The 18,655-nt window shown below is 66.7% G+C and carries 20 protein-coding genes and 1 riboswitch; of the genes, 5 read left to right on the top strand and 15 right to left on the bottom strand.

The genetic code is table 11. The annotated features are described in order from the left end of the window. Positions 1-72 precede the first annotated feature (72 nt). Positions 73-975: an adenosylcobinamide-phosphate synthase CbiB gene (gene cbiB / locus F468_RS0113445; protein ID WP_018995374.1), complete on the bottom strand. Its 903-nt coding sequence runs from the start codon at positions 973-975 to the stop codon at positions 73-75. A gap of 4 nt (positions 976-979) precedes the next feature. Further along, on the bottom strand, positions 980-1,690 hold the full coding sequence (gene bluB / locus F468_RS0113440; protein ID WP_018139651.1) for a 5,6-dimethylbenzimidazole synthase: 711 nt from the start codon (positions 1,688-1,690) through the stop codon (positions 980-982). A gap of 94 nt (positions 1,691-1,784) precedes the next feature. Further along, positions 1,785-1,987, bottom strand: a riboswitch (cobalamin riboswitch). A 146-nt stretch (positions 1,988-2,133) separates the two neighbouring features. On the opposite strand from bluB, the gene F468_RS0113435 reads away from it, so the two are divergent. The 5 genes from F468_RS0113435 (at position 2,134) to F468_RS0113415 (ending at position 6,463) form a co-directional block, all read left to right on the top strand. Further along, a complete protein-coding gene (locus tag F468_RS0113435) occupies positions 2,134-3,036 on the top strand; it encodes a cobalamin-binding protein (protein ID WP_018995373.1) in 903 nt (300 codons plus the stop codon). 6 nt (positions 3,037-3,042) lie between these two features. Further along, positions 3,043-4,014 (top strand): iron ABC transporter permease, encoded by a 972-nt coding sequence (locus tag F468_RS0113430; protein ID WP_018139649.1) that lies wholly within the window; start codon positions 3,043-3,045, stop codon positions 4,012-4,014. Further along, the gene (locus F468_RS0113425) at positions 4,014-4,868 is read left to right on the top strand and encodes an ABC transporter ATP-binding protein (RefSeq protein ID WP_018173946.1); all 855 of its coding nucleotides are present in this window, start codon (positions 4,014-4,016) and stop codon (positions 4,866-4,868) included. The genes F468_RS0113430 and F468_RS0113425 overlap by 1 nt, the downstream gene beginning before the upstream one ends. A 12-nt stretch (positions 4,869-4,880) precedes the next feature. Continuing rightward, positions 4,881-5,270, top strand: a complete 390-nt coding sequence (locus F468_RS0113420; RefSeq protein WP_018139647.1) for a hypothetical protein — start codon at positions 4,881-4,883, stop codon at positions 5,268-5,270. Between the two features lie 344 nt (positions 5,271-5,614). After that, positions 5,615-6,463: a pirin family protein gene (locus F468_RS0113415; RefSeq protein ID WP_018994225.1), complete on the top strand. Its 849-nt coding sequence runs from the start codon at positions 5,615-5,617 to the stop codon at positions 6,461-6,463. Between the two features lie 159 nt (positions 6,464-6,622). On the opposite strand, the gene glpK is transcribed toward F468_RS0113415, so the two are convergent. The 13 genes from glpK to F468_RS0113350 all read right to left on the bottom strand — a co-directional run bounded on the left by glpK (position 6,623) and on the right by F468_RS0113350 (position 18,616). Next, positions 6,623-8,140, bottom strand: a complete 1,518-nt coding sequence (glpK, locus tag F468_RS0113410) for a glycerol kinase GlpK (protein WP_018173948.1) — start codon at positions 8,138-8,140, stop codon at positions 6,623-6,625. A 49-nt stretch (positions 8,141-8,189) separates the two neighbouring features. After that, a complete protein-coding gene (locus F468_RS0113405; RefSeq protein WP_026296459.1) occupies positions 8,190-8,576 on the bottom strand; it encodes a VOC family protein in 387 nt (128 codons plus the stop codon). Continuing rightward, on the bottom strand, positions 8,573-9,073 hold the full coding sequence (ispF, locus tag F468_RS0113400; RefSeq protein WP_018173950.1) for a 2-C-methyl-D-erythritol 2,4-cyclodiphosphate synthase: 501 nt from the start codon (positions 9,071-9,073) through the stop codon (positions 8,573-8,575). Before ispF ends, F468_RS0113405 begins: the two co-directional genes overlap by 4 nt. Then, positions 9,070-9,819, bottom strand: a complete 750-nt coding sequence (ispD, locus tag F468_RS0113395) for a 2-C-methyl-D-erythritol 4-phosphate cytidylyltransferase (RefSeq protein WP_018173951.1) — start codon at positions 9,817-9,819, stop codon at positions 9,070-9,072. Before ispD ends, ispF begins: the two co-directional genes overlap by 4 nt. Then, positions 9,812-10,219, bottom strand: a complete 408-nt coding sequence (ftsB, locus tag F468_RS0113390) for a cell division protein FtsB (RefSeq protein WP_018139641.1) — start codon at positions 10,217-10,219, stop codon at positions 9,812-9,814. Before ftsB ends, ispD begins: the two co-directional genes overlap by 8 nt. Positions 10,220-10,368: 149 nt before the next feature. Then, positions 10,369-11,646 (bottom strand): phosphopyruvate hydratase, encoded by a 1,278-nt coding sequence (eno, locus tag F468_RS0113385; RefSeq protein ID WP_018139640.1) that lies wholly within the window; start codon positions 11,644-11,646, stop codon positions 10,369-10,371. A gap of 84 nt (positions 11,647-11,730) precedes the next feature. Next, positions 11,731-12,573, bottom strand: a complete 843-nt coding sequence (kdsA, locus tag F468_RS0113380; protein WP_018173952.1) for a 3-deoxy-8-phosphooctulonate synthase — start codon at positions 12,571-12,573, stop codon at positions 11,731-11,733. Between the two features lie 64 nt (positions 12,574-12,637). Then, a complete protein-coding gene (locus F468_RS0113375) occupies positions 12,638-14,305 on the bottom strand; it encodes a CTP synthase (protein WP_018139638.1) in 1,668 nt (555 codons plus the stop codon). A 95-nt stretch (positions 14,306-14,400) separates the two neighbouring features. Continuing rightward, on the bottom strand, positions 14,401-16,077 hold the full coding sequence (locus F468_RS0113370; RefSeq protein ID WP_018173953.1) for a PP2C family protein-serine/threonine phosphatase: 1,677 nt from the start codon (positions 16,075-16,077) through the stop codon (positions 14,401-14,403). Continuing rightward, a complete protein-coding gene (locus F468_RS0113365; RefSeq protein ID WP_051080581.1) occupies positions 16,074-16,946 on the bottom strand; it encodes a GGDEF domain-containing protein in 873 nt (290 codons plus the stop codon). The genes F468_RS0113370 and F468_RS0113365 overlap by 4 nt, the downstream gene beginning before the upstream one ends. Further along, positions 16,943-17,335, bottom strand: coding sequence for a DUF1987 domain-containing protein (locus tag F468_RS0113360; RefSeq protein WP_018139635.1), 393 nt, complete (start codon positions 17,333-17,335; stop codon positions 16,943-16,945). The genes F468_RS0113365 and F468_RS0113360 overlap by 4 nt, the downstream gene beginning before the upstream one ends. Continuing rightward, the gene (locus F468_RS0113355) at positions 17,335-17,928 is read right to left on the bottom strand and encodes a SiaB family protein kinase (RefSeq protein WP_018139634.1); all 594 of its coding nucleotides are present in this window, start codon (positions 17,926-17,928) and stop codon (positions 17,335-17,337) included. Before F468_RS0113355 ends, F468_RS0113360 begins: the two co-directional genes overlap by 1 nt. Beyond that, entirely contained in the window at positions 17,921-18,616 is a 696-nt protein-coding gene (locus F468_RS0113350) for an ABC transporter substrate-binding protein (protein WP_018173955.1), read from the bottom strand. The genes F468_RS0113355 and F468_RS0113350 overlap by 8 nt, the downstream gene beginning before the upstream one ends. Positions 18,617-18,655: the final 39 nt, after the last annotated feature.

The following is an 18,655-nucleotide window of genomic DNA, read 5'->3' as shown; positions in this document are numbered from 1 at the left end:
GCTGCGCGCAGTCCGCCACCATGCACCTGGGTTAGCACGGCCCCGGTCGGTGCCGGCCGCGCTCTGTTCAGCTCAGAAGATCGCAAGGCTCACCCCGATGACAAGCACGCCCATCCACAGCGCCAGCGCCCGATCCACCAGCCCCATCGCCGCACGGATGCCGGCGGCATCCGGTGCCGCGCCCATCCCCAGGCGCGGACGCCACTGACGCTCGCCGTGATACTGGCTGGCACCGCCCAGCACCAGCCCCAGTGCGCCCGCCCCAGCGGCCATTACCGGCCCAGCGTTCGGGCTCTTCCAGGCCGCGGCCTGCTCGCCCCAGCACTGCAGGGCATCGCGAGTGCGCCCGGCCAGGGCATAGGCCAGCGCGGTCATGCGCGCCGGGACCCAGTTCAGCAGGTCATCCAGCCGCGCCGCGGTCCAGCCAAAGCGCGTGTAACGCGCATTGCGGTAGCCCCACATCGCATCCAGCGTGTTCACCAGGCGATACAGCACCACCCCCGGCGCACCGGCCACCAGGAACCAGAAAATGGTGCCGAACAGGGCATCGTTGCCGTTCTCCAGTACCGACTCCACCGCCGCGCCGCTGACCCCTGCCACATCCAGGGCCTCGCTGTCGCGACTGACCAGCATCTGCACCTGCTGCCGCGCCTGGCCCAGATCGCCGGCCTCCAGCGCCCGGGCCACGCGCTCGGCGTGTTCGTCGAGGCTGCGCCAGCCCAGCGCCAACGCCAGTACCAGCAGCCCTACCAGCCAGACCGGCAGGAGCTGCTGCAACCAGACCGTCAGCAGCACAAAGGGCACCACCAGGACGGCCAGAAGCAGCGCGCCGCGGGCCCGACCATCGCGGTAGAACCGGGCCTCCAGGCGCTGGACCAGCAGCCCGAACCCGGCCAGCGGGTGCCAGCGGCGCGGATCGCCGATCAGGCGATCCAGCACCAGCGCACCAAGCAGCGTGAGGAACGCGATCAGCATCGGGTCATCCACTCGCTGAGGAACCGCCGGGTGCGTCGGTACGGCTGCCCCAGCGATTCTCGAACACCAGTTCGTCCAGCGACCGTCGCTGATCCCAGCCCTCGGTTTCCAGCATCGGCCGCTCGTAGAACGCATCCACATGACCCAGACAAAGGATCGCGATCGGCCAGGCCCCTTTCGGCATCCCCAGCTCCCCGGCCAGCCAGTCCGGGTCGAACAGCGACACCCAGCCCATGCCCAGGCCCTCGGCCCGGGCCGCGAGCCACAGGTTCTGGATCGCACACGCGGCGGAGCACAGGTCCATCTCCGGGATGGTGCGCCGACCCAGCACGTAGCGCTCGCGCCCATCGGTCAACGCGACCACCAGCAGCTCGCCGGCATCGCGGATGCCTTCGAGCTTCAGACGGTGCACCTCGGCGGCACGCTCGCCGCAGGCCTCGGCCGTGCGTGTCTGCTCCGCCGCCACATGCCCGTGCAACGCATCGCGCAGCCGCGCGTCGGTCACCCGCAGAAAGCGCCAGGGCTGCATGTAGCCCACGCTGGGCGCCTGGTGCGCGGCCTCCAGCAGGCGCCGCAGGGTATCGGGGTCCACCGGGTCCGGGCGGAAATGCCGCATGTCCCGGCGCTCGCCGATCACGCGATAGACCGCTGCGCGCTCCGCCGAGGCGAACGCGTTCGGATTCTCTTCTGACTGGTTGGGAGCTGGGGCCGTCATGAGGTTCCGTCGAGGCGACGGCGCGGCGAAGACACGAAGGAACAGGCTTTTAGGAACGCACCTGCGCCCTCGACCGTTGCCCGCCGCACGGTCGCAGGATGAATCACCGCCAGGCCGGTCTCCGGGCTTGCGAGCGTCGGGGGATGCCGACCGGCAGACGCCTTCCCGGGCACAGGACCCAGTGGCCAGTCTGCCGAGCGATTTACCGCTCGCTTACCGTTGCGGGGGCAGCGCCGGACTTGCACCAGCTTCCCGTTTCACCTGCCAACTGCAGGCACCTGACGAAAGCGGAGCATGATACGCGCTCAGGGTGCCCCCGACCAATTTGGGCACCAAACCATCTTGCCCTTGCTGCTATGATGAGGCGCTTTCGCTGCCCGTGCGGCGCCCCGAAAACACGGTATTGTTTACGTTACGAACAATCCACAACATTCGGATTTTTAATGACTTTCACTTCCCTCAAACGCCAGTTAACGGCCCTTGCCGCGCTACTCCTGTGCGCGGGGCCGACACTGGCCGAACCGGTCACGGTGACCGACGATGACGATCGCGAGGTCACGCTCGACCGGCCCGCCGAACGTATCGTCAGCCTGGCCCCGCACATCACGGAAGTCCTGTTCGCCGTCGGCGCCGGAGAGCAGCTGGTCGGCGTCACGCATCACAGCGACTTCCCGCCGGAGGCGGAGATGATCCCGCGAGTCGGTGGCTACAGCCGCATCGACCTGGAACGCGTGGTCGAGATGGACCCGGACCTGGTGGTCGCCTGGCGCAGTGGCAACTCCAGCTCGCAGATCGAGCGCCTGCGCGATCTGGGGCTGAACGTCTATGTCTCGGAACCGCGCAGTTTCGAGGGCGTGGCCTCCAGCATGCGTCGCATGGCGCAGCTGGCCGGTACCGAGGAACGCGGCGAGGAGGCGGTGCAGGCCTTTCTCGACGAGATCGAGACGTTGCGGCTGGACTATTCCGACCGTGACCCGGTCCCGCTGTTCTACCAGGTCTGGGAACAGCCCCTGATGACGGTCAACGACGATCACCTGATCGGCGAGGCCATCCGCCTGTGCGGGGGCAAGAACGTGTTCGGTCACCTGGACCGCCTGGTGCCGCGCATGGACCGCGAGGCCGTGATCGAGGCCGACCCGGAGGTGATCATCGGTGGCGGCATGGGCGAAGACCGGCCGGACTGGGTAATTGCCTGGGAACAATGGGAGGACATGACTGCGGTGCAGCGCGACAACCTGTTCTTTATCCCGCCGTCGCTGCTCCAGCGTCACACCCCGCGGATTGCCGAAGGGACCCGGCTGATGTGCGAAGAGCTGGAACGGGCCCGTTCACGCCGGGACGACTGACCAGCCGTGACGCGCTCCTTCCTCCTCGCCACGGGGGTCCTGCTCCCGGCGTCGCTGCTTGCGATCCTGATCGCGCTGGCCTATGGCAGCGTCGCCATTGCCCCCGGCGACCTGCTCGCGGTGATTCAGGGCGAAGGGAGCCGCCTGCACAACACGCTGGTACTGGAACTGCGCCTGCCACGCGCCCTGGCCGCATTCGCCGCCGGCGGGCTGCTGGGCGTCGCCGGTGCCCTGATGCAGGTGTTGCTGCGCAATCCGCTGGCCGATCCCTATGTGCTGGGCCTCTCCGGCGGGGCTTCGGTGGGTGCCCTGCTGGCCATGCTCGCGGGGCTGTCGATGTTCTCGGTCTCGGTCGCCGCATTCGCAGGCGCGCTGCTGTCCACGGTGATCGTGTTCGGCCTGGCGCACGGCACCGGCAGCTGGACGCCGACCCGATTGCTGCTGACCGGCGTGGTCGTGGCGGCCGGCTGGGGCGCCGTGATCAGCTTCCTGCTCGCCGTGAGCCCGACCGCGGAGCTGCCCGGGATGCTGTACTGGCTGATGGGCGATGTCTCCCACGCCCGCAACCCCTACCCCGCCTGGGGTGTGCTGGTGCTGGTCGTGTTGCTGGCCCTGCCGCTGGGACGGACGCTGAACGTGCTGGCGCGCGGCCCGATGCAGGCGGCCGCACTGGGCGTGGCCGTGCGGCCGGTGGAATGGACGATCTACGTCGCGGCGGCACTGATCACCGCCACGGCGGTCATGCAGGTCGGTGCGGTGGGCTTCGTCGGACTAATCGTGCCGCACATGCTCCGGCTGATCTTCGGCAACGACCAGCGCGTGATCCTGCCGGCCTCGGCACTCGGCGGCGGCATCCTACTGACGCTGGCCGACACCCTCGCCCGTACGATGATCGCCCCGGAGCAGTTGCCCGTCGGCGTGATCACCGCGATGCTGGGCGTCCCCGTGTTCCTGTTCCTGCTGTACCGGAGCCGCTGATGCCTCCGCACACCGCCGATCCCCAACTCCACGGCGATCCACACGCGTCCGGCACCGAGAGCGTGCACGAGGTGCCAGGGCCGGACACCCTGCTGGCCACCCACGATCTGGTCATCGACATCCCGGAACGCGCCAGCGGTTCGCCCCTGGACCTGACCATCAACCCGGGACAGTGCTGGGGCATCCTCGGCCCGAACGGCGCGGGCAAGAGCACCCTGCTGCATACCCTGGCCGGGCTGCGCGCGGCCCGCACCGGAGAGATCCATGTGCAAGGCCGCCCGCTCCCTGAATACTCGCGAGCGCATCTGGCGCGCGAGCTGGGCCTGGTGTTTCAGAAGCACCACGACGGCTTCCCTGCAACAGTACTGGAGACGGCTCTGATCGGCCGCCACCCGTACCTGCGGCCCTGGGACATCGAGTCCGCCGAGGACTACGCCCAGGCCCGCGCCGCCCTGGCCCGCATGGATCTGGCGGAACTGGAGCACCGCCTGGTGGATACCCTGTCCGGTGGCGAGCGCCAGCGCCTGGCCATCGCCACCGTACTCACCCAGAACCCGCGGCTCCTGCTGCTGGACGAGCCCACCAGCCAGCTCGACCTGCACCACCAGGTGGCGGTGCTGGACCATATACGGGGCATCGCCCGGGACAACCGCGCCGCGATCCTGGTGCTGCACGACGTGAACCTGGCGGTACGCTACTGCGATCACCTCCTGCTGATGTTCCCCGACGGAAAGGCCTGCTGGGGCCCCACCCGAACCATGCTGGTGCCCTCCGCGCTGGAACGGCTGTACAACCAGCCACTGAGCACCGGCGAGATCGACGGCCAGCCGGTCTTCATGCCGACCATCCCGTAACGAGGAATCCCGGTGGAATTCTTTCGCACCCTGCCCCTGCAAGCTGTCGCCGATTCCCTGCAGGCCGAGCTGACCGTACCGGCCCTGCCCCGGCTTTGCCCCGCCATTGACGCCCTTGTTGAAGAGACCGGGCCCGATGCCGGCGTCGTCTACTGCCTGTGGGGCGAGTTTCGTGTCCGGCGCGAGTGCATCAATGGCGGTGTGCGCTTCACCCTGCCGAGCTGCCCGAACGCCCTCGCCTGGACCCTGACGACCGGGCATCCGCCGAAGCCGGAGGCGGTCATGCTGCACCTGACCATCAACCGCCAGGAACACGACCCGGATTTCGTGGAGAGTCTTGAATTCTTTGCCGATAGCTGGCTGGAGCTGACATCGCTGCAACCGCCCCATGACAGGCCCTGACTGCAATTTTCTTTTGCTTTTATGGTCGGTATGGTTGCAGGGTTAATCAAGGGAAACACTGATGAATGTACACACTCGCGTTGGCACCCCAGGTTCTCCGAGACAAGGCGCGGTGCGCAGCCGGTAGTGGTTCTACCGGCAAGGGCCGCAACGCAGGATCGGGGAACCTGGGGTGCCAACCCCACAAGCCATTGAATGCAAGGGCTCGAGTCGCTTTTGCGCGCGCACGGCGTTGCGGCTCCCTTGTGCAGAATGACTGCACGGCGGTCACCGCGCCTTGTTCGCACGCAAAAGCAACTCGAGCGCGAGCGTGTACATTTATCAGTGTTTCCCTAGGAGAAGTCATGACCCCCACACCGCCGGACAGCGTACGCACAGCCCACCCGACCCAGGACGGCGCGGGTGTGAAGATTCGCCGCATCCATGACTTTCGCGGCGGCCTGGATCCCTTCCTGATGCTGGACGAGCTGAAGGCCAGTGCGAAGGAGGACTACATCGGTGGTTTCCCCTCCCACCCGCATCGCGGGTTCGAGACGCTGACCTACCTCGTCCATGGCGGCCTGACCCACGAAGATTCGATGGGCAACCAGGGTCGTGTGGAGGCCGGCGAGGCGCAGTGGATGAGCGCCGGGCGCGGGGTCATCCACTCCGAGATGCCCCTGCTGGACTCGGACGGGCTGCACGGCTTCCAGCTATGGGTAAACCTGCCGGCACGGCGCAAGATGGACCCGCCGCGTTACCGCGACGTGCGCGCCGACGCGATGCGCCACCTGCCGGAAGACGACGGCCCGCTGCACTTCAAGGCGATCGCTGGCTCCTGGCAAACCAGCGCCGGGGATACCGAAGGCCCGCTGGATCAGATCGGCGAAGGTGCGGCCATGGCGGACCTGAGCCTGCCCGCGGGCTACCGGCTGTCGCTGGCCGTCCAGCTGGAAGACCGGGTGCTCGCCTATGTCTATGACGGCGAGCTCACTGGTCTGAAGACGGGCCAAATGGGCACCTGGAGCGGGCAGACGCAGATCCACCTGATCGCACAGCAGGACGCGCGAGTGCTGCTGTTCAAGGGCCGCCCGCTGGGCGAACCGATCGCCCACTACGGCCCGTTCGTGATGAACACCCCCGACGAGATCGAGCAGGCGATCAGCGACTACCAGTCCGGCCAGCTCGCGGCCGAACCGGCCAGCATCGACTGATCCGGCAGGGTCTGACTCTGGCAGGGGCTTTCGCGGGCAAGCCCGCTCCCACAGACTTCAGGGTAGCGCCGGGTAAAAGTCATCGCTCTACCCACTGCCCCCTGTGGGAGCCGCCTTGGCGGCGAAGCCCCTGCCCACGCCGGCCCAGTCACCCGCCCGCTAGTCACTCGCCTCGTTGCCGTCCTCGCGCGCCCAGCCCATCGTACGCTTTACGGCCTTCTTCCAGCCCCGGTAGTAGCGGTCGCGGGTGGCCGCATCCATCTGCGGCTCGAATACCCGGTCCAGCTGGCTGTTTTGCTCCAGTTCGTCGCGCGTCCAGAAGCCCACGGCCAGACCGGCCAGATAGGCGGCCCCCAAGGCGGTGGACTCCGTGACCATCGGGCGTTCGACATTCACCCCGAGCATGTCGGCCTGGAACTGCATCATCACGTTGTTGGCGACGGCACCGCCGTCGACCCGCAGGCCCTTCAGCGCGATGCCGGAGTCCTGCTCCATCGCGTCGATCACGTCCTTCGTCTGATAGGCCAGCGAGTCCAGCGTGGCGCGGGTGATGTGTTCCTTGCGCGTACCGCGCGTCAACCCGAAGATGGCCCCGCGGGCATACATGTCCCAGTACGGCGCCCCGAGCCCCGCAAATGCGGGGACGACATACACACCATCGGAGTCCTCCACCTTGCTCGCGTAGTATTCCGAGTCCTCGGCCGAGTCGATCAGCTTGAGCTCGTCGCGCAGCCACTGAATCGCGGCACCGGCGATGAAAATGGAGCCCTCCAGCGCATACTCGACCTGGCCATCGACGCTCCAGGCGACGGTCGTGAGCAGGCCCGAGTGCGAAGCGACCGGCTCGATGCCGGTGTTCATCAGGAGAAAGCAGCCTGTGCCATAGGTGTTCTTGGCCATGCCGCGCTCGAAGCAGGTCTGCCCGAAGAGCGCCGCATGCTGGTCGCCGGCAACGCCCGCGATGGGGATCTCGTTGGCACCGAACATCTCGGTTCCCGTATGGCCCAGCACTTCGCTGGAGGCACGGACCTCGGGCAGCATGGCCCGCGGGATCTCCAGCTCATCCAACAGCGTGTCATCCCAGTCCAGTTCGTGGATGTGGAACAACTGCGTGCGCGAGGCGTTGGAGACATCCGTCACATGCCGCTCGCCGCGGGTGAGATTCCAGATCAGCCAGGTATCCATGGTGCCGAACAGCAACTCGCCGCGCTCCGCGCGCTCACGCGCACCGTCTACATGGTCGAGCAGCCAGCGCAGCTTGGTTCCGGAGAAGTAGGCATCGACCACCAGCCCGGTGCGGCTGCGGACCGTCTCCTCCAGCCCGCGCGCCTTCATCTCGTCGCAGAAACCGGCGGTGCGCCGGTCCTGCCAGACGATTGCCGGGTGGATCGGCTTGCCCGTCTCGCGGTCCCAGACCACGGTGGTCTCGCGCTGGTTGGTGATGCCGATGGCCGCGAGCTGGGCCGGCTTGATACCGCGGGTCTCCAGCACCTCGCGCGCCGCCCCGATCTGGGTGCCCCAGATCTCCATCGCGTCGTGCTCGACCCAGCCGGGCTGCGGGTAGTGCTGGGTAAACTCGCGCTGGGCTACGCCGATGATCGACGCATCACGATCGAACAGGATCGCCCGGCAGCTGGTCGTGCCCTGGTCCAGGGCCAGGATGTACTCGCCGTCCATGCTCCCTCCTCGTGCAGCGGGGGTCCCGGCGCGGCGCACCCGCGCGGTGTCAGCCCGCCTCGATCAGTTCGACGGTATTGCCGTCCGGGTCGCGGACGAACGCAGCGGGTCGCCCCGACTGGCTGCGCTCGGCCGAATGCCCGGCGTTCTCCAGGCGTTGCAGCAAAGCTTCCAGACCACACACGCGCAGCGCCAGGTGGCGATCGCGACCGCCGCGCACGCGGCGTTCGGTGGCGTCCGGGTTGGGCACACCCAGCAGGTGCAGGGTCTGCCCGCCACCCAGGTCATACCAAAGCCCCGGAAAACCGAGATCCGGACGCTCCACGGGGCGCAGCCCCAGGATCTCGCCATAGAACCGCGCGGACGCCTCCAGATCGGCGATCACGACACTGACGTGATCCAGACCCAGCACACTGGGGGATCGAGCCGCCGTCATACCTGCATCAGCCCCGAAGAAGGCTCTAGCAGCACCACCGCCTGCGCCGCAACCCCTTCTCCGCGCCCGGTGAAGCCCAGACGCTCGGTGGTTGTCGCCTTCACATTCACCGCACCCGCCATCAGCCCCAGGTCCGCAGCGATGTGGTCCTCCATCGCCGCCACATGCGGGGCCATCTTCGGTGCCTGGGCGATCACGGTCGCATCCACATTTACCGGGCGCCACCCGGCCTCCTGGACCCGGCGCAGGGTCTCGCGCAGAAGGTCGCGGCTGTTCGCCCCACGAAAGCGCTCGTCGGTATCGGGAAAGTGGCGGCCGATATCCCCCAGGCCCGCGGCCCCGAACAGGGCATCGCAAATCGCGTGCAGCAGGACATCGCCATCGGAATGCGCGACAAAGCCGTGATCGAACGGGATGCGCACACCGCCCAGGATCAGATGATCGCCCGGCCCGAAGGCGTGCACGTCGAAGCCCTGCCCCACGCGCATGCGGCTCATGGCCGGAACCCCCCGTCCAGTCGCCCCTGCTGCATCAGGTACAGCTGGGCCAGCTCCAGATCCTCAGCCCGGGTGATCTTGATGTTCATCATCGAGCCCTCGATCAGACGTGGCCGTGCGCCATGCCATTCGATCGCGCTGGCCTCGTCGGTAACCGCATGACCGGCCTCGCGCGCGGCGCGATTGGCCTCCCGCAGCATACCGAGGCGAAACATCTGTGGTGTCAGCGCGCGCCAGACGCGCGCGCGTTCCAGCGTGCGCTCGACGCGCCCGTCCTCGTCACTCCACTTGACCGTATCCGTGCTGGCCGTGGCCAGCAGTCCGCCTACTGGATCGTCCCGCAGCACCTTCAAAAGATGGTCCAGATCGGCGCGTGGCAGGCAGGGGCGTGCGGCATCGTGCACCAGCACCCAGTCATCGGGGGCCGCCCGTTCCTGCAGGAAATCGAGCCCGTTCTGGACCGAATCCGCCCGCTCGGCCCCGCCGGCCACGCGAAACAGGCGACCACCCGCCGTCGGCAGGTCCAGCGCGTCCGGGTCCACATCCGGCCCCAGCACCAGGACCACGCCGCGAATGCGCGGGTGCTCCAGAAAGATCGACAGGGTATGCGACAGGATGGTGCGTGACCCCAGCGTCAGGAACTGCTTGGGTCGATCGGAGCCCATGCGCCGGCCCACGCCGGCCGCCGGGATCAGGGCCCAGTAGGCGGGTTCCACAGAGGGGTTGTTGGTGTCGGGATCAGCCATCAAACGGATCCTCGGGTGGCAGCGTATCGGTTGCCGGCTCGCGCTCGCGGTCCGGGATCTCGGCGGGCCCCGGGGACACATCCCGCGCCGGGTCTGGCAACGGCTCCGGCACTGGACGCCGGTCGTCGTCCTCGCCGACCACAAAGAAGAAGATTTCGTCTTCGCGGATCATGCCCAGGTCGCGGCGGGCGCGTTCTTCCACCGCATCGGTACCGGTACGCAGGTCGTGTACCTCGGCCTCCAGCGCCTGATTGCGTTGCTCCAGCTCGGCGTTGGCCGCACGCTGCTCCTCTACCTGCTCGCGCAGGTCGCGTACATCGCGCCAGCTGCCCTCTCCCAGCCACAGCGGCCACTGCAACAGCAGTAGCAGCACCGCCAGACCGATCAGCAACCAGCGCATCAGCGATTCCCGCGGCCGGTCGCCACGGCCAGCCGCCAGGGAGAGAGTCGAGCTTCCATGCCCGGCATTCTACGGCCCCTTGGCCGCCGGGCACAGGAGACGCTCTGCAGGCTGAGAACCCAACCCGCGACAAACGCAACAATCGCGGATTATCGCCGGATATTGAAGGCATCCATGCCGGGATAACGCGCCCGGGATCCCAGATGCTCCTCGATCCGGATCAGCTGGTTGTACTTGGCCACGCGATCCGAGCGCGAGAGCGAACCGGTCTTGATCTGGCCAACCCCGGTGGCTACCGCCAGATCGGCGATGGTCACGTCCTCGGTCTCGCCGGAGCGATGCGAGATCACCGCCGTGTACTTCGCCTGGCGCGCCAGCTCGATGGCCTCCAGGGTCTCGGTTACGGTGCCGATCTGGTTCAGCTTGATCAGGATCGAGTTGGCCACGCCCTTGTCGATCCCTTCCTGCAGGATCTGCGTATTGGTCACGAACAGGTCGTCGCCGACCAGCTGCACGCGGTCACCGAGACGCTCGGTGAGGACCTTCCAGCCATCCCAGTCGTCCTCGCCCATGCCGTCCTCGATGGTCAGGATCGGGTACTGGTCGACCCAGTGGGCAAGGTACTCGCAGAACTCGTCGGCGGAGAAGGCCTTGCCCTCGGAGTCGAGGTGGTAGCGGCCGTCGCGATAGAACTCGGAACTGGCACAGTCCAGGCCCAGCCAGATGTCCTGCCCGGCCTTGAAGCCCGCCTTGTGGATGGCCTCGAGGATCACCTCGATCGCAGCCGAGTTGGACGGCAGATCCGGGGCAAAGCCGCCCTCGTCCCCCACGCCCGTCCCCAGGTTGCGCTGACCCAGCACCTTCTTCAGGGCATGGAACACCTCGGCGCCGTAGCGCACGGCCTCACGCACGGAGTCCGCGCCCACCGGCAGGATCATGAACTCCTGCATGTCGACGCTGTTGTCGGCGTGGGCGCCGCCGTTGATGATATTCATCATCGGCACGGGCAGCAGGGTCGCCTGCTCGCCGCCCATGGACTCGAACAGCGGCTGCTCGCGATCCGCCGCCTGTGCATGCGCGGCCGCCATCGAGACTGCCAGCAGCGCGTTCGCACCCAGGCGCGACTTGTTCTCGGTGCCGTCCAGCTCAAGCATGCGGCGGTCCACCGCCGTCTGGTCCAGCTCCATGCCACGCAGGGCGTCGCGGATCTCGCCATTCACATGGCCCACGGCCTTCTGCACGCCCTTGCCGCCATAGCGCGGCTCGTCATCGCGCAGCTCCAGCGCCTCGCGGGCCCCCGTGGAGGCCCCCGACGGCACCGCGGCACGACCCATCGCGCCGGAATCCAGGACAACGTCGGCCTCGACCGTCGGGTTGCCCCGCGAGTCGATGATCTCGCGGGCATGAATCTCCGCAATCTGGGACATGCTTTCTCCTTGAAAAATAAACTCATCCGCCCCGAAGGGTTGGAGGCGGAACTTAAATGAAACTCTTAAATAATCCTGCGCGAATCAACCCAGCCCGTACTCGGCCTCGGCAAACGGCTGCGCCTTGGCGGCCGTATCCAGCGCCTTGAGCGTGGTCAGCAGCTCCGTCATGCGCGGCAGCGGCCAGGCGTTGGGCCCGTCCGAGAGGGCGCGCTCGGGATCCGGATGGGTCTCCATGAACAGACCCGACACCCCGGAGGCGACGGCCGCCCGCGCCAGCACGGGGACATACTCGCGCTGCCCACCAGAGGTCGCGCCCTGCCCGCCCGGCTGCTGGACCGAGTGCGTGGCGTCGAACACCACCGGGCAACCGGTCTGGCGCATCTGGGCCAGACCCCGCATGTCCGAGATCAGCGTGTTGTAGCCGAAGGAGACGCCGCGTTCACAGACCATGATCTGGTCGTTGCCGGCCTCGCGCGCCTTGTCCACGACATTGCCCATATCCCAGGGCGCCAGGAACTGGCCCTTCTTGATGTTCACCGGGCGCCCCTGGCGCGCGACATTCTGGATGAAGTTCGTCTGCCGGCACAGGAACGCGGGCGTTTGCAGCACGTCCACCACGGCCGCGACCTCGTCCAGCGGGGTGTCCTCGTGGACATCGGTCAGCACCGGGACTCCCAACTGCTGCTTCACCTGTTCCAGGATGCGCAGGCCCTCTTCGATGCCCGGACCACGGAAACTCTTCGTCGACGAGCGATTGGCCTTGTCGAACGAGGACTTGTAGATAAACGGGATGCCCAGTTCGTCGGTGATCGCCTTGAGCGCACCCGCGGTCTCCAGGGCCATCGCCTCGGATTCGATCACGCAGGGGCCGGCAATCAGAAAAAAGGGCCGGTCGAGGCCGACTTCAAAACCGCAAAGCTGCATGCAATGTCCTGTCTGGCGGACGCCACCCTCCGGGTACGGCCGCAAAGCGTCATCGTACGGCGCGCTAGTCCGTCAGCGCCGTCGTGGTCTCCGGCTCGCGCTCGTCCTGATAGGTCCGCGCGGCACGGATGAAACCGGTAAACAGCGGATGCCCGTCGCGCGGGGTCGAGGTGAACTCCGGATGGAACTGGCAACCGATGAACCACGGGTGGCCCGGCAGCTCCACCGCCTCGACCAGTTCGCCAGACTCGGACACACCCGAGATGCGCAGGCCCGCTGCCTCCAGCCGTTCGCGATAGGCGTTGTTGAACTCGAAGCGGTGGCGATGGCGCTCGCTGACATCTTCGCGGCCATAGGCCTCCGCAATCCGCGAACCCGGGGCCAGTCGCGCGGACTGTGCCCCCAGACGCATCGTGCCGCCGAGATCGCTCTCGGCATCGCGCCGTTCGATGCGGCCCTCGCGGTCCTGCCACTCGGTAATCAGGGCAATCACCGGGTGCGGGGTATCCGGGGCAAACTCCGTACTGTGCGCGCCTTCGAGCCCGGCCTGATCACGGGCGAACTCGATCACCGCAACCTGCATGCCCAGACAGATACCCAGGTAGGGCACGCCGTGCTCGCGCGCATAGCGCACGGCCGCGATCTTGCCTTCCACACCGCGCTCGCCAAAGCCACCGGGCACCAGGATCGCGTCCAGACCTTCCATCTCCCCCTGGATCTCGGCATCCGCGCCTTCGAGCTTTTCCGAATCGAGATAGCGAATACGCACCCGCGTCCCGACCTGTACGCCGGCATGGGTCAGCGCCTCGTTCACGGACTTGTAGGACTCGGTGAGATCGACGTACTTGCCGATCATGCCGACGGTGACCTCGGACTCCGGGAACTCCATGGCGTTGACCACGTGCTTCCAGTCCGACAGGTCCGCCTGCGGCGCCTCGATATGCAGCTTGCGCAGCACGATCTCGTCGAGCTTCTGCGAATGCAGCCACAGCGGGATCTTGTAGATATTGTCCACGTCCACCGCGGAGATGACCGCCTTCTCCTCGACGTTGGTGAACAGGGCAATCTTGCGCCGCTCGCCCTCGGGGATCGCCTGGGTCGAACGGCACAGCAGGATATCCGGCTGGATCCCGATCGAGCGCAGCTCCTTGACCGAGTGCTGCGTGGGCTTGGTCTTGATCTCGCCGGCGGCGGCAATAAAGGGCACCAGGGTCAGGTGCATGAACAGGGCATTCTCGTGTCCCAGCTCCACACCCATCTGGCGGATCGCCTCGAGGAATGGCAGGGACTCGATATCGCCCACCGTACCGCCGATCTCGATCAGCGCAATGTCGGCATCGCCCGCACCCTCGCGGATCGAGCGCTTGATCTCGTCGGTGATATGCGGGATCACCTGCACCGTACCGCCCAGGTAGTCGCCGCGGCGCTCCTTGCGGATCACGTTCTCGTAGATCTGCCCGGTCGTGAAATTGTTGCGCCGCGAGGTGCGGATGCGCACAAAGCGCTCGTAATGCCCCAGGTCCAGGTCCGTCTCCGCGCCGTCATCGGTCACGAAGACCTCGCCGTGCTGGAACGGGCTCATGGTGCCCGGATCGACGTTGATATAGGGGTCGAGCTTGAGCAGCGTCACCTTGAGGCCGCGCGCCTCCAGGATGGCCCCCAGCGAGGCGGATGCAATGCCTTTGCCCAGAGACGAAACCACGCCTCCGGTAATGAATACATAACGCGTCATGCGGGAAACCTGGCTAGGGAATTACGGTAGCCCCGCTCATACGGCTCACGGGCGGCTCAGATCGGCCGAAATGCTACCAGAGAGCCCCTGACGGCTCAATCGGCCGCCGCACCACGCGGCATGTTTTGCGCGTCCGCCGCGAGCGGCCGGAAGGCCACCAGCGTCATGTCGTCACGCCGTGGCTCGCCGCCGCGATAGTCCTCCAGCACCCGCACCACGGAATCGATCTTGGCGGCCAGGTCACGCGGGGACTTTTCCGCCAGCACGTGGCGCAGGCGACGGCGCCCGAACAGTCGGGGCGGCTCGCCACCCACATGGTCGTGGGCTCCGTCGGTAATCAGGAAGAACTCCATGCCCGGCTCGACCGCCACCACATGATCCACCGGCTGTGCGGGCTCCAGGCTGCGATACCCCAGCCCACCGCGGACGCCGCGAATCTCTTCCACCTGTCCCGCACGATCCATGATCAGCGGCAGCCCCACGCCGGCAAAGGTCAGGGTCCGGGCATCCGGGTCATAGACGCACACCGCCGCCTCCAATCCGTCGTCGGAATCCGAGTCATGACCGTCCTGGCGCAGGCGCGAGCGCACCAGCCGATCCATCTCGCGCAGGATTGCCGACGGTTCCAGGAGCCGGTGTTCATGCAGGATGCGATCCAGCGCCGAGGCCAGCACCAGGGTAATGAATGCCCCGGGGACGCCATGCCCGGTACAGTCCGCGGCCACCAGCACGCTGCGCCCGTCGATGGCCTCCAGCCAGAAGTAGTCGCCCCCGACCAGGTGCAGCGGCTCCCAGTAGACCTGCACCTCGTCCAGGTGTCCGTCCAGGGCGTGCTTGTCCGGGAGCATCGCGGTCTGGATGCGCCGCGCATAGCGGATGCTCTCCACCACAAGGCGGTTGCTGCGCTCGAGTTCGCGGTTGGCCTCATCGACCCGCGCAAGCGCACGTTCCGTCTCCAACTTCTCGGCCTCCAGCTCGCGGGTACGCTCGACCACGCGGCGCTCCAGGTCCTCGTTCAGGGCCTTCAGCTCGCCCCGCGCACCATCCCGCGCATCAAGGCCCTGCTGAAAGGCATTCAGGAGGCGGTCGAGCGAGCGGTCCAGGGCACCGAGCTCGTCATCCGCATGGTGGCCCATGCTGGGGCGCGGCCACTGGGCCGGATGGTCGGGATCGGTACCCGCCACGGCTCGGGAGATGCGCAGCATCGGGCGCAGCATGAGGCCGTAGAACAGCAGTACGACGACCAGCGAGACGATCACCGCCTGCACCACGCTGGTGATCACGCTATTGCGCAGACGCTCGATCAGGGCTGCAGCCAGCACATCGGGGGCGAGCTCCACACGCAGCATCCCCACTGCACCATTGGTTTCGCGCAGGTCCGGGTGGAGCAGTTCGCGCTCGTGCTGGCGATCCGCCCCGAACAGGCGTTCCCCAAGCCAGGAGGCGCCGCCACCTTCGCGTTCCACCTCGGCCAAGGTGCGCCCGAAGTCGTCGAGTATCTCGGCGCGGTGGATCTCGTCAAAGGCCTGCAGGCCCGCCACCAGTGATTCCGCCTGATCGGCATTCAGCTGATAGGCCGCCTCGGCCGCGGGAGGGGCCACCAGCCGTTGCAGCCGTTCGATCTGTTCCAGGGTGTCCGCGCGAAAGGCACGCGAGTCGGCCGCGATCACATAGGCGCTCGCCAGCAGGCTGAGCGCCAGTGCAACCAGCAGGGTCGCGAGCGCCAGCTTCGCGACCAGGCTGCGGCTGCGCGCCGGGCCGGGCTCTGTCATACCGACTCGCCGTGGAACTGGACCTCGACGCGATTACGGCCTTCGTTTTTCGCGCGGTAAAGCAGATCATCCGCCGCCGCGACCAGCGCCCCGGCATCCGGCCAGCGTTCGGTCGTCACGACGAGACCGATCGAGACCTCCAGATGCAGCGGTTCGCCCTTCCAGCGCGGGATCGTCTGCTCGACAGTGGTGCGGATGCGCTCCGCCAAGCTCATGGCCGCATCAAGCTCGAGGTCCGCGGCCACCACCAGGAACTCCTCGCCCCCCATGCGCCCGGCGTACTGATCGGCGCCGAGCTCGCCGCGGAGGATCTCGGCGAAGCTCTGCAGGGCGTAATCCCCGGCGGCATGGCCATGGGTGTCATTCAGGGCTTTGAAGTCGTCGAGGTCGAGCATCATCACAGTGAGCGAGCGGGCCTGATCGCCCACCGTTTCGGCCAGCCCCTCAACACAGTCCATTACCCGGCGCCGCGAGAACAGCCCGGTCAGGGCATCCTCCAGCGCCAGGCGCTCGAGCTCGGCCGTCAGGCGCTCGCGCTCGCGCACCTCGTCGGACAGTGCACCGTTGAGCTGCTCCAGGTGGGTGGCCTGCTCGCGCAGCTGACGGTTGGCGGCCTGCAGGTCCAGCTGCATCCGATCACTCATGCGCATCATGCGGCGCTGAACGCGATAACTCTCAGAATAGGCCTTGGCGAGCATGCGCACGCCCTCGGCCACATCGTCCAGCGCCTCCAGCATCTGCTCGGAGCGCTGCATGATCTGCTTCTCCTGCTCGAACAGAGAGAAGTCGGCAAGCGCTTCCGGATCGTCGCCGTCGCGTGCGTTCGCTGGCACCGGCACTGGCTGCTTGGGGTCGTGAGAGGCGTTCATGATGTCGGGCACATGCGGTAGTCCGCGTGGGCAAAGTCCTCGGAAAAGTCCTCGCCGAATTCTTCCATCGTCTCGTCGTCTTCGTGGTAGCACCAGTTGATGCGCACGTTGATGCCGGCCTCGGCGGCGTCTTCGAGGATCTGAAAGAGGTTCATCAGCGCCTTCGCGGTCGAGCTGTTGAAGTAGATCATCTCGACGCTGAACTCCAGCGACTCGCTGGCCCGCTCCTGGACCGCCTGTCGCAGGCCCTGGGTCAGGGGTCCATAGAAGCTCGCGGCGTCTTCCGGGTAGGACTCGCCGGAAATGCGGTAATGCCCCGCCGCGAAATCGAACAGGACCTCCGGGGTGCGGTCCGTTGCCTCGTGTCGAATGGGGTCCAGTGCTGCCATCAGATGTAGGCCTTCAGTACAAAGTAGGAATACGCGTCGGAGAGGTGCTCGAAGTCGAACTGGATCGGCTCGCTGGCTCGGCGGGCGATCTCGATCAGCCCGATGCTGCCCCCCTTGCTGCCCTCGTCCGGCGGCTCGCGCAGCTTTTCCTTGTAGAAGCGCCGCAGGGCCTCGTTGTCCATCCCCTGAAGCTCGCTCAGCCGGCTGCCCAGAGTATCCGCGTCTTCGCGGGCGATGATATTGCCGCAGATCACGAAGAACCGGCCTTTTTCGGAGCCGACCGTAATCATGCCGGAGCTCAGCTCCACCGGGGGTTCCGCCGCGTGCTCGATCCGTTCGGCCGAGTAGCGAATGATGTTCTGCACCTGCTCGACGAACACCGAGAACACTCGGTTTACGGTCTTGTTGTCTGTCGACTCCAGCCGGATCTTCTGACGCAGGGCGTCGCCCAGCGCCTTCAGGATGCCTTCGGAGATATAGCCGGTGAACGAAAAGATAATGCCGCGCCGGGTCATGTTGCGCTGAAAATCCAGCACCTCCTCGGCGATCAGGCCACCGCGATCCGCTTCGCGCTGCGTGGCGAACTCAGTCATTCGCGTCTCCGTTACGTTCGAGTACTTCGCTGACGATCGCTGCGTAGCGGCCATCCTCGCGCATGGCATCCAGCGCGGCCTGGAGGCGGTCCAGCCGATCGCGATCGGTATCCGGGTGGCAGGCGAGCGACATCACCGTGTCGTTGAAGGCAAACAGCGAGCGCAGTTCGCCGATCTCTTCCAGACGCGCGTACCAGGGTGCGAGGTGCTCGCCACTGACCCAGACATCAATCCGGCCGGCCGCGAGCTTGCGCGCGTTCAGGCGGTCATTGGGGGCGGTATCGATCTCAATCCCCCGGGCCTCGACATACAACGCAACGGCGTCGTCGCGATAACCACCCACTCGATAGTCGTGAAGGTCATCGAGCGACTCCGCTGCGACGTCGGAGCCCTCAAGGGCATAGGCATGCCACTGATTCTCCACCAGCGGGCCTACCCACTCGAAGAGCTCTTCGCGTTCCGGGGTCTGCGTCGTCGAGAACACGCAGGTATCGGGGTTCGACTGCGCCTCGGCGTAGGCACGACTCCAGGGCAGCAAACGGATCTCCGCCTCGATCCCGGTTTCCTCGAGCAGCTGGTTCATCACGCGCACGGAGATACCGTCAAGCCCGCCTTCCGGCGTCTCGAAGTTAAATGGCGGATAACTCTCGGTGGCCAGGTTGAGGGTTCCTCCCTGTGCCGTTGCCATACCCAGCAACGCGAACACACAAGCGATACCCCGGACATA

The sequence above is a fragment of the Thioalkalivibrio sp. ALJ2 genome (assembly GCF_000378325.1).
Classification (GTDB): Bacteria; Pseudomonadota; Gammaproteobacteria; order Ectothiorhodospirales; family Ectothiorhodospiraceae; genus Thioalkalivibrio.
The sequence above is the reverse complement of the archived record's forward strand: the minus strand, read 5'-3'. Positions and strand labels throughout refer to the sequence as shown.

Bases quoted from the DNA above. Each gene is read 5' to 3' on its own strand.
- F468_RS0113370 (WP_018173953.1), bottom strand. From the start codon at position 16,077: ATGACAGAGCCCGGCCCGGCGCGCAGCCGCAGCCTGGTCGCGAAGCTG.
- F468_RS0113355 (WP_018139634.1), bottom strand. From the start codon at position 17,928: ATGACTGAGTTCGCCACGCAGCGCGAAGCGGATCGCGGTGGCCTGATC.
- F468_RS0113435 (WP_018995373.1), top strand. From the start codon at position 2,134: ATGACTTTCACTTCCCTCAAACGCCAGTTAACGGCCCTTGCCGCGCTA.
- F468_RS0113365 (WP_051080581.1), bottom strand. From the start codon at position 16,946: ATGAACGCCTCTCACGACCCCAAGCAGCCAGTGCCGGTGCCAGCGAAC.
- ftsB (WP_018139641.1), bottom strand. From the start codon at position 10,219: ATGCGCTGGTTGCTGATCGGTCTGGCGGTGCTGCTACTGCTGTTGCAG.
- F468_RS0113360 (WP_018139635.1), bottom strand. From the start codon at position 17,335: ATGGCAGCACTGGACCCCATTCGACACGAGGCAACGGACCGCACCCCG.
- F468_RS0113350 (WP_018173955.1), bottom strand. From the start codon at position 18,616: ATGGCAACGGCACAGGGAGGAACCCTCAACCTGGCCACCGAGAGTTAT.
- bluB (WP_018139651.1), bottom strand. From the start codon at position 1,690: ATGACGGCCCCAGCTCCCAACCAGTCAGAAGAGAATCCGAACGCGTTC.
- cbiB (WP_018995374.1), bottom strand. From the start codon at position 975: ATGCTGATCGCGTTCCTCACGCTGCTTGGTGCGCTGGTGCTGGATCGC.
- ispF (WP_018173950.1), bottom strand. From the start codon at position 9,073: ATGAGCCGCATGCGCGTGGGGCAGGGCTTCGACGTGCACGCCTTCGGG.
- glpK (WP_018173948.1), bottom strand. From the start codon at position 8,140: ATGGACGGCGAGTACATCCTGGCCCTGGACCAGGGCACGACCAGCTGC.
- eno (WP_018139640.1), bottom strand. From the start codon at position 11,646: ATGTCCCAGATTGCGGAGATTCATGCCCGCGAGATCATCGACTCGCGG.
- F468_RS0113405 (WP_026296459.1), bottom strand. From the start codon at position 8,576: ATGACGGCGGCTCGATCCCCCAGTGTGCTGGGTCTGGATCACGTCAGT.
- kdsA (WP_018173952.1), bottom strand. From the start codon at position 12,573: ATGCAGCTTTGCGGTTTTGAAGTCGGCCTCGACCGGCCCTTTTTTCTG.
- ispD (WP_018173951.1), bottom strand. From the start codon at position 9,819: ATGGCTGATCCCGACACCAACAACCCCTCTGTGGAACCCGCCTACTGG.
- F468_RS0113425 (WP_018173946.1), top strand. From the start codon at position 4,014: ATGCCTCCGCACACCGCCGATCCCCAACTCCACGGCGATCCACACGCG.
- F468_RS0113375 (WP_018139638.1), bottom strand. From the start codon at position 14,305: ATGACGCGTTATGTATTCATTACCGGAGGCGTGGTTTCGTCTCTGGGC.
- F468_RS0113415 (WP_018994225.1), top strand. From the start codon at position 5,615: ATGACCCCCACACCGCCGGACAGCGTACGCACAGCCCACCCGACCCAG.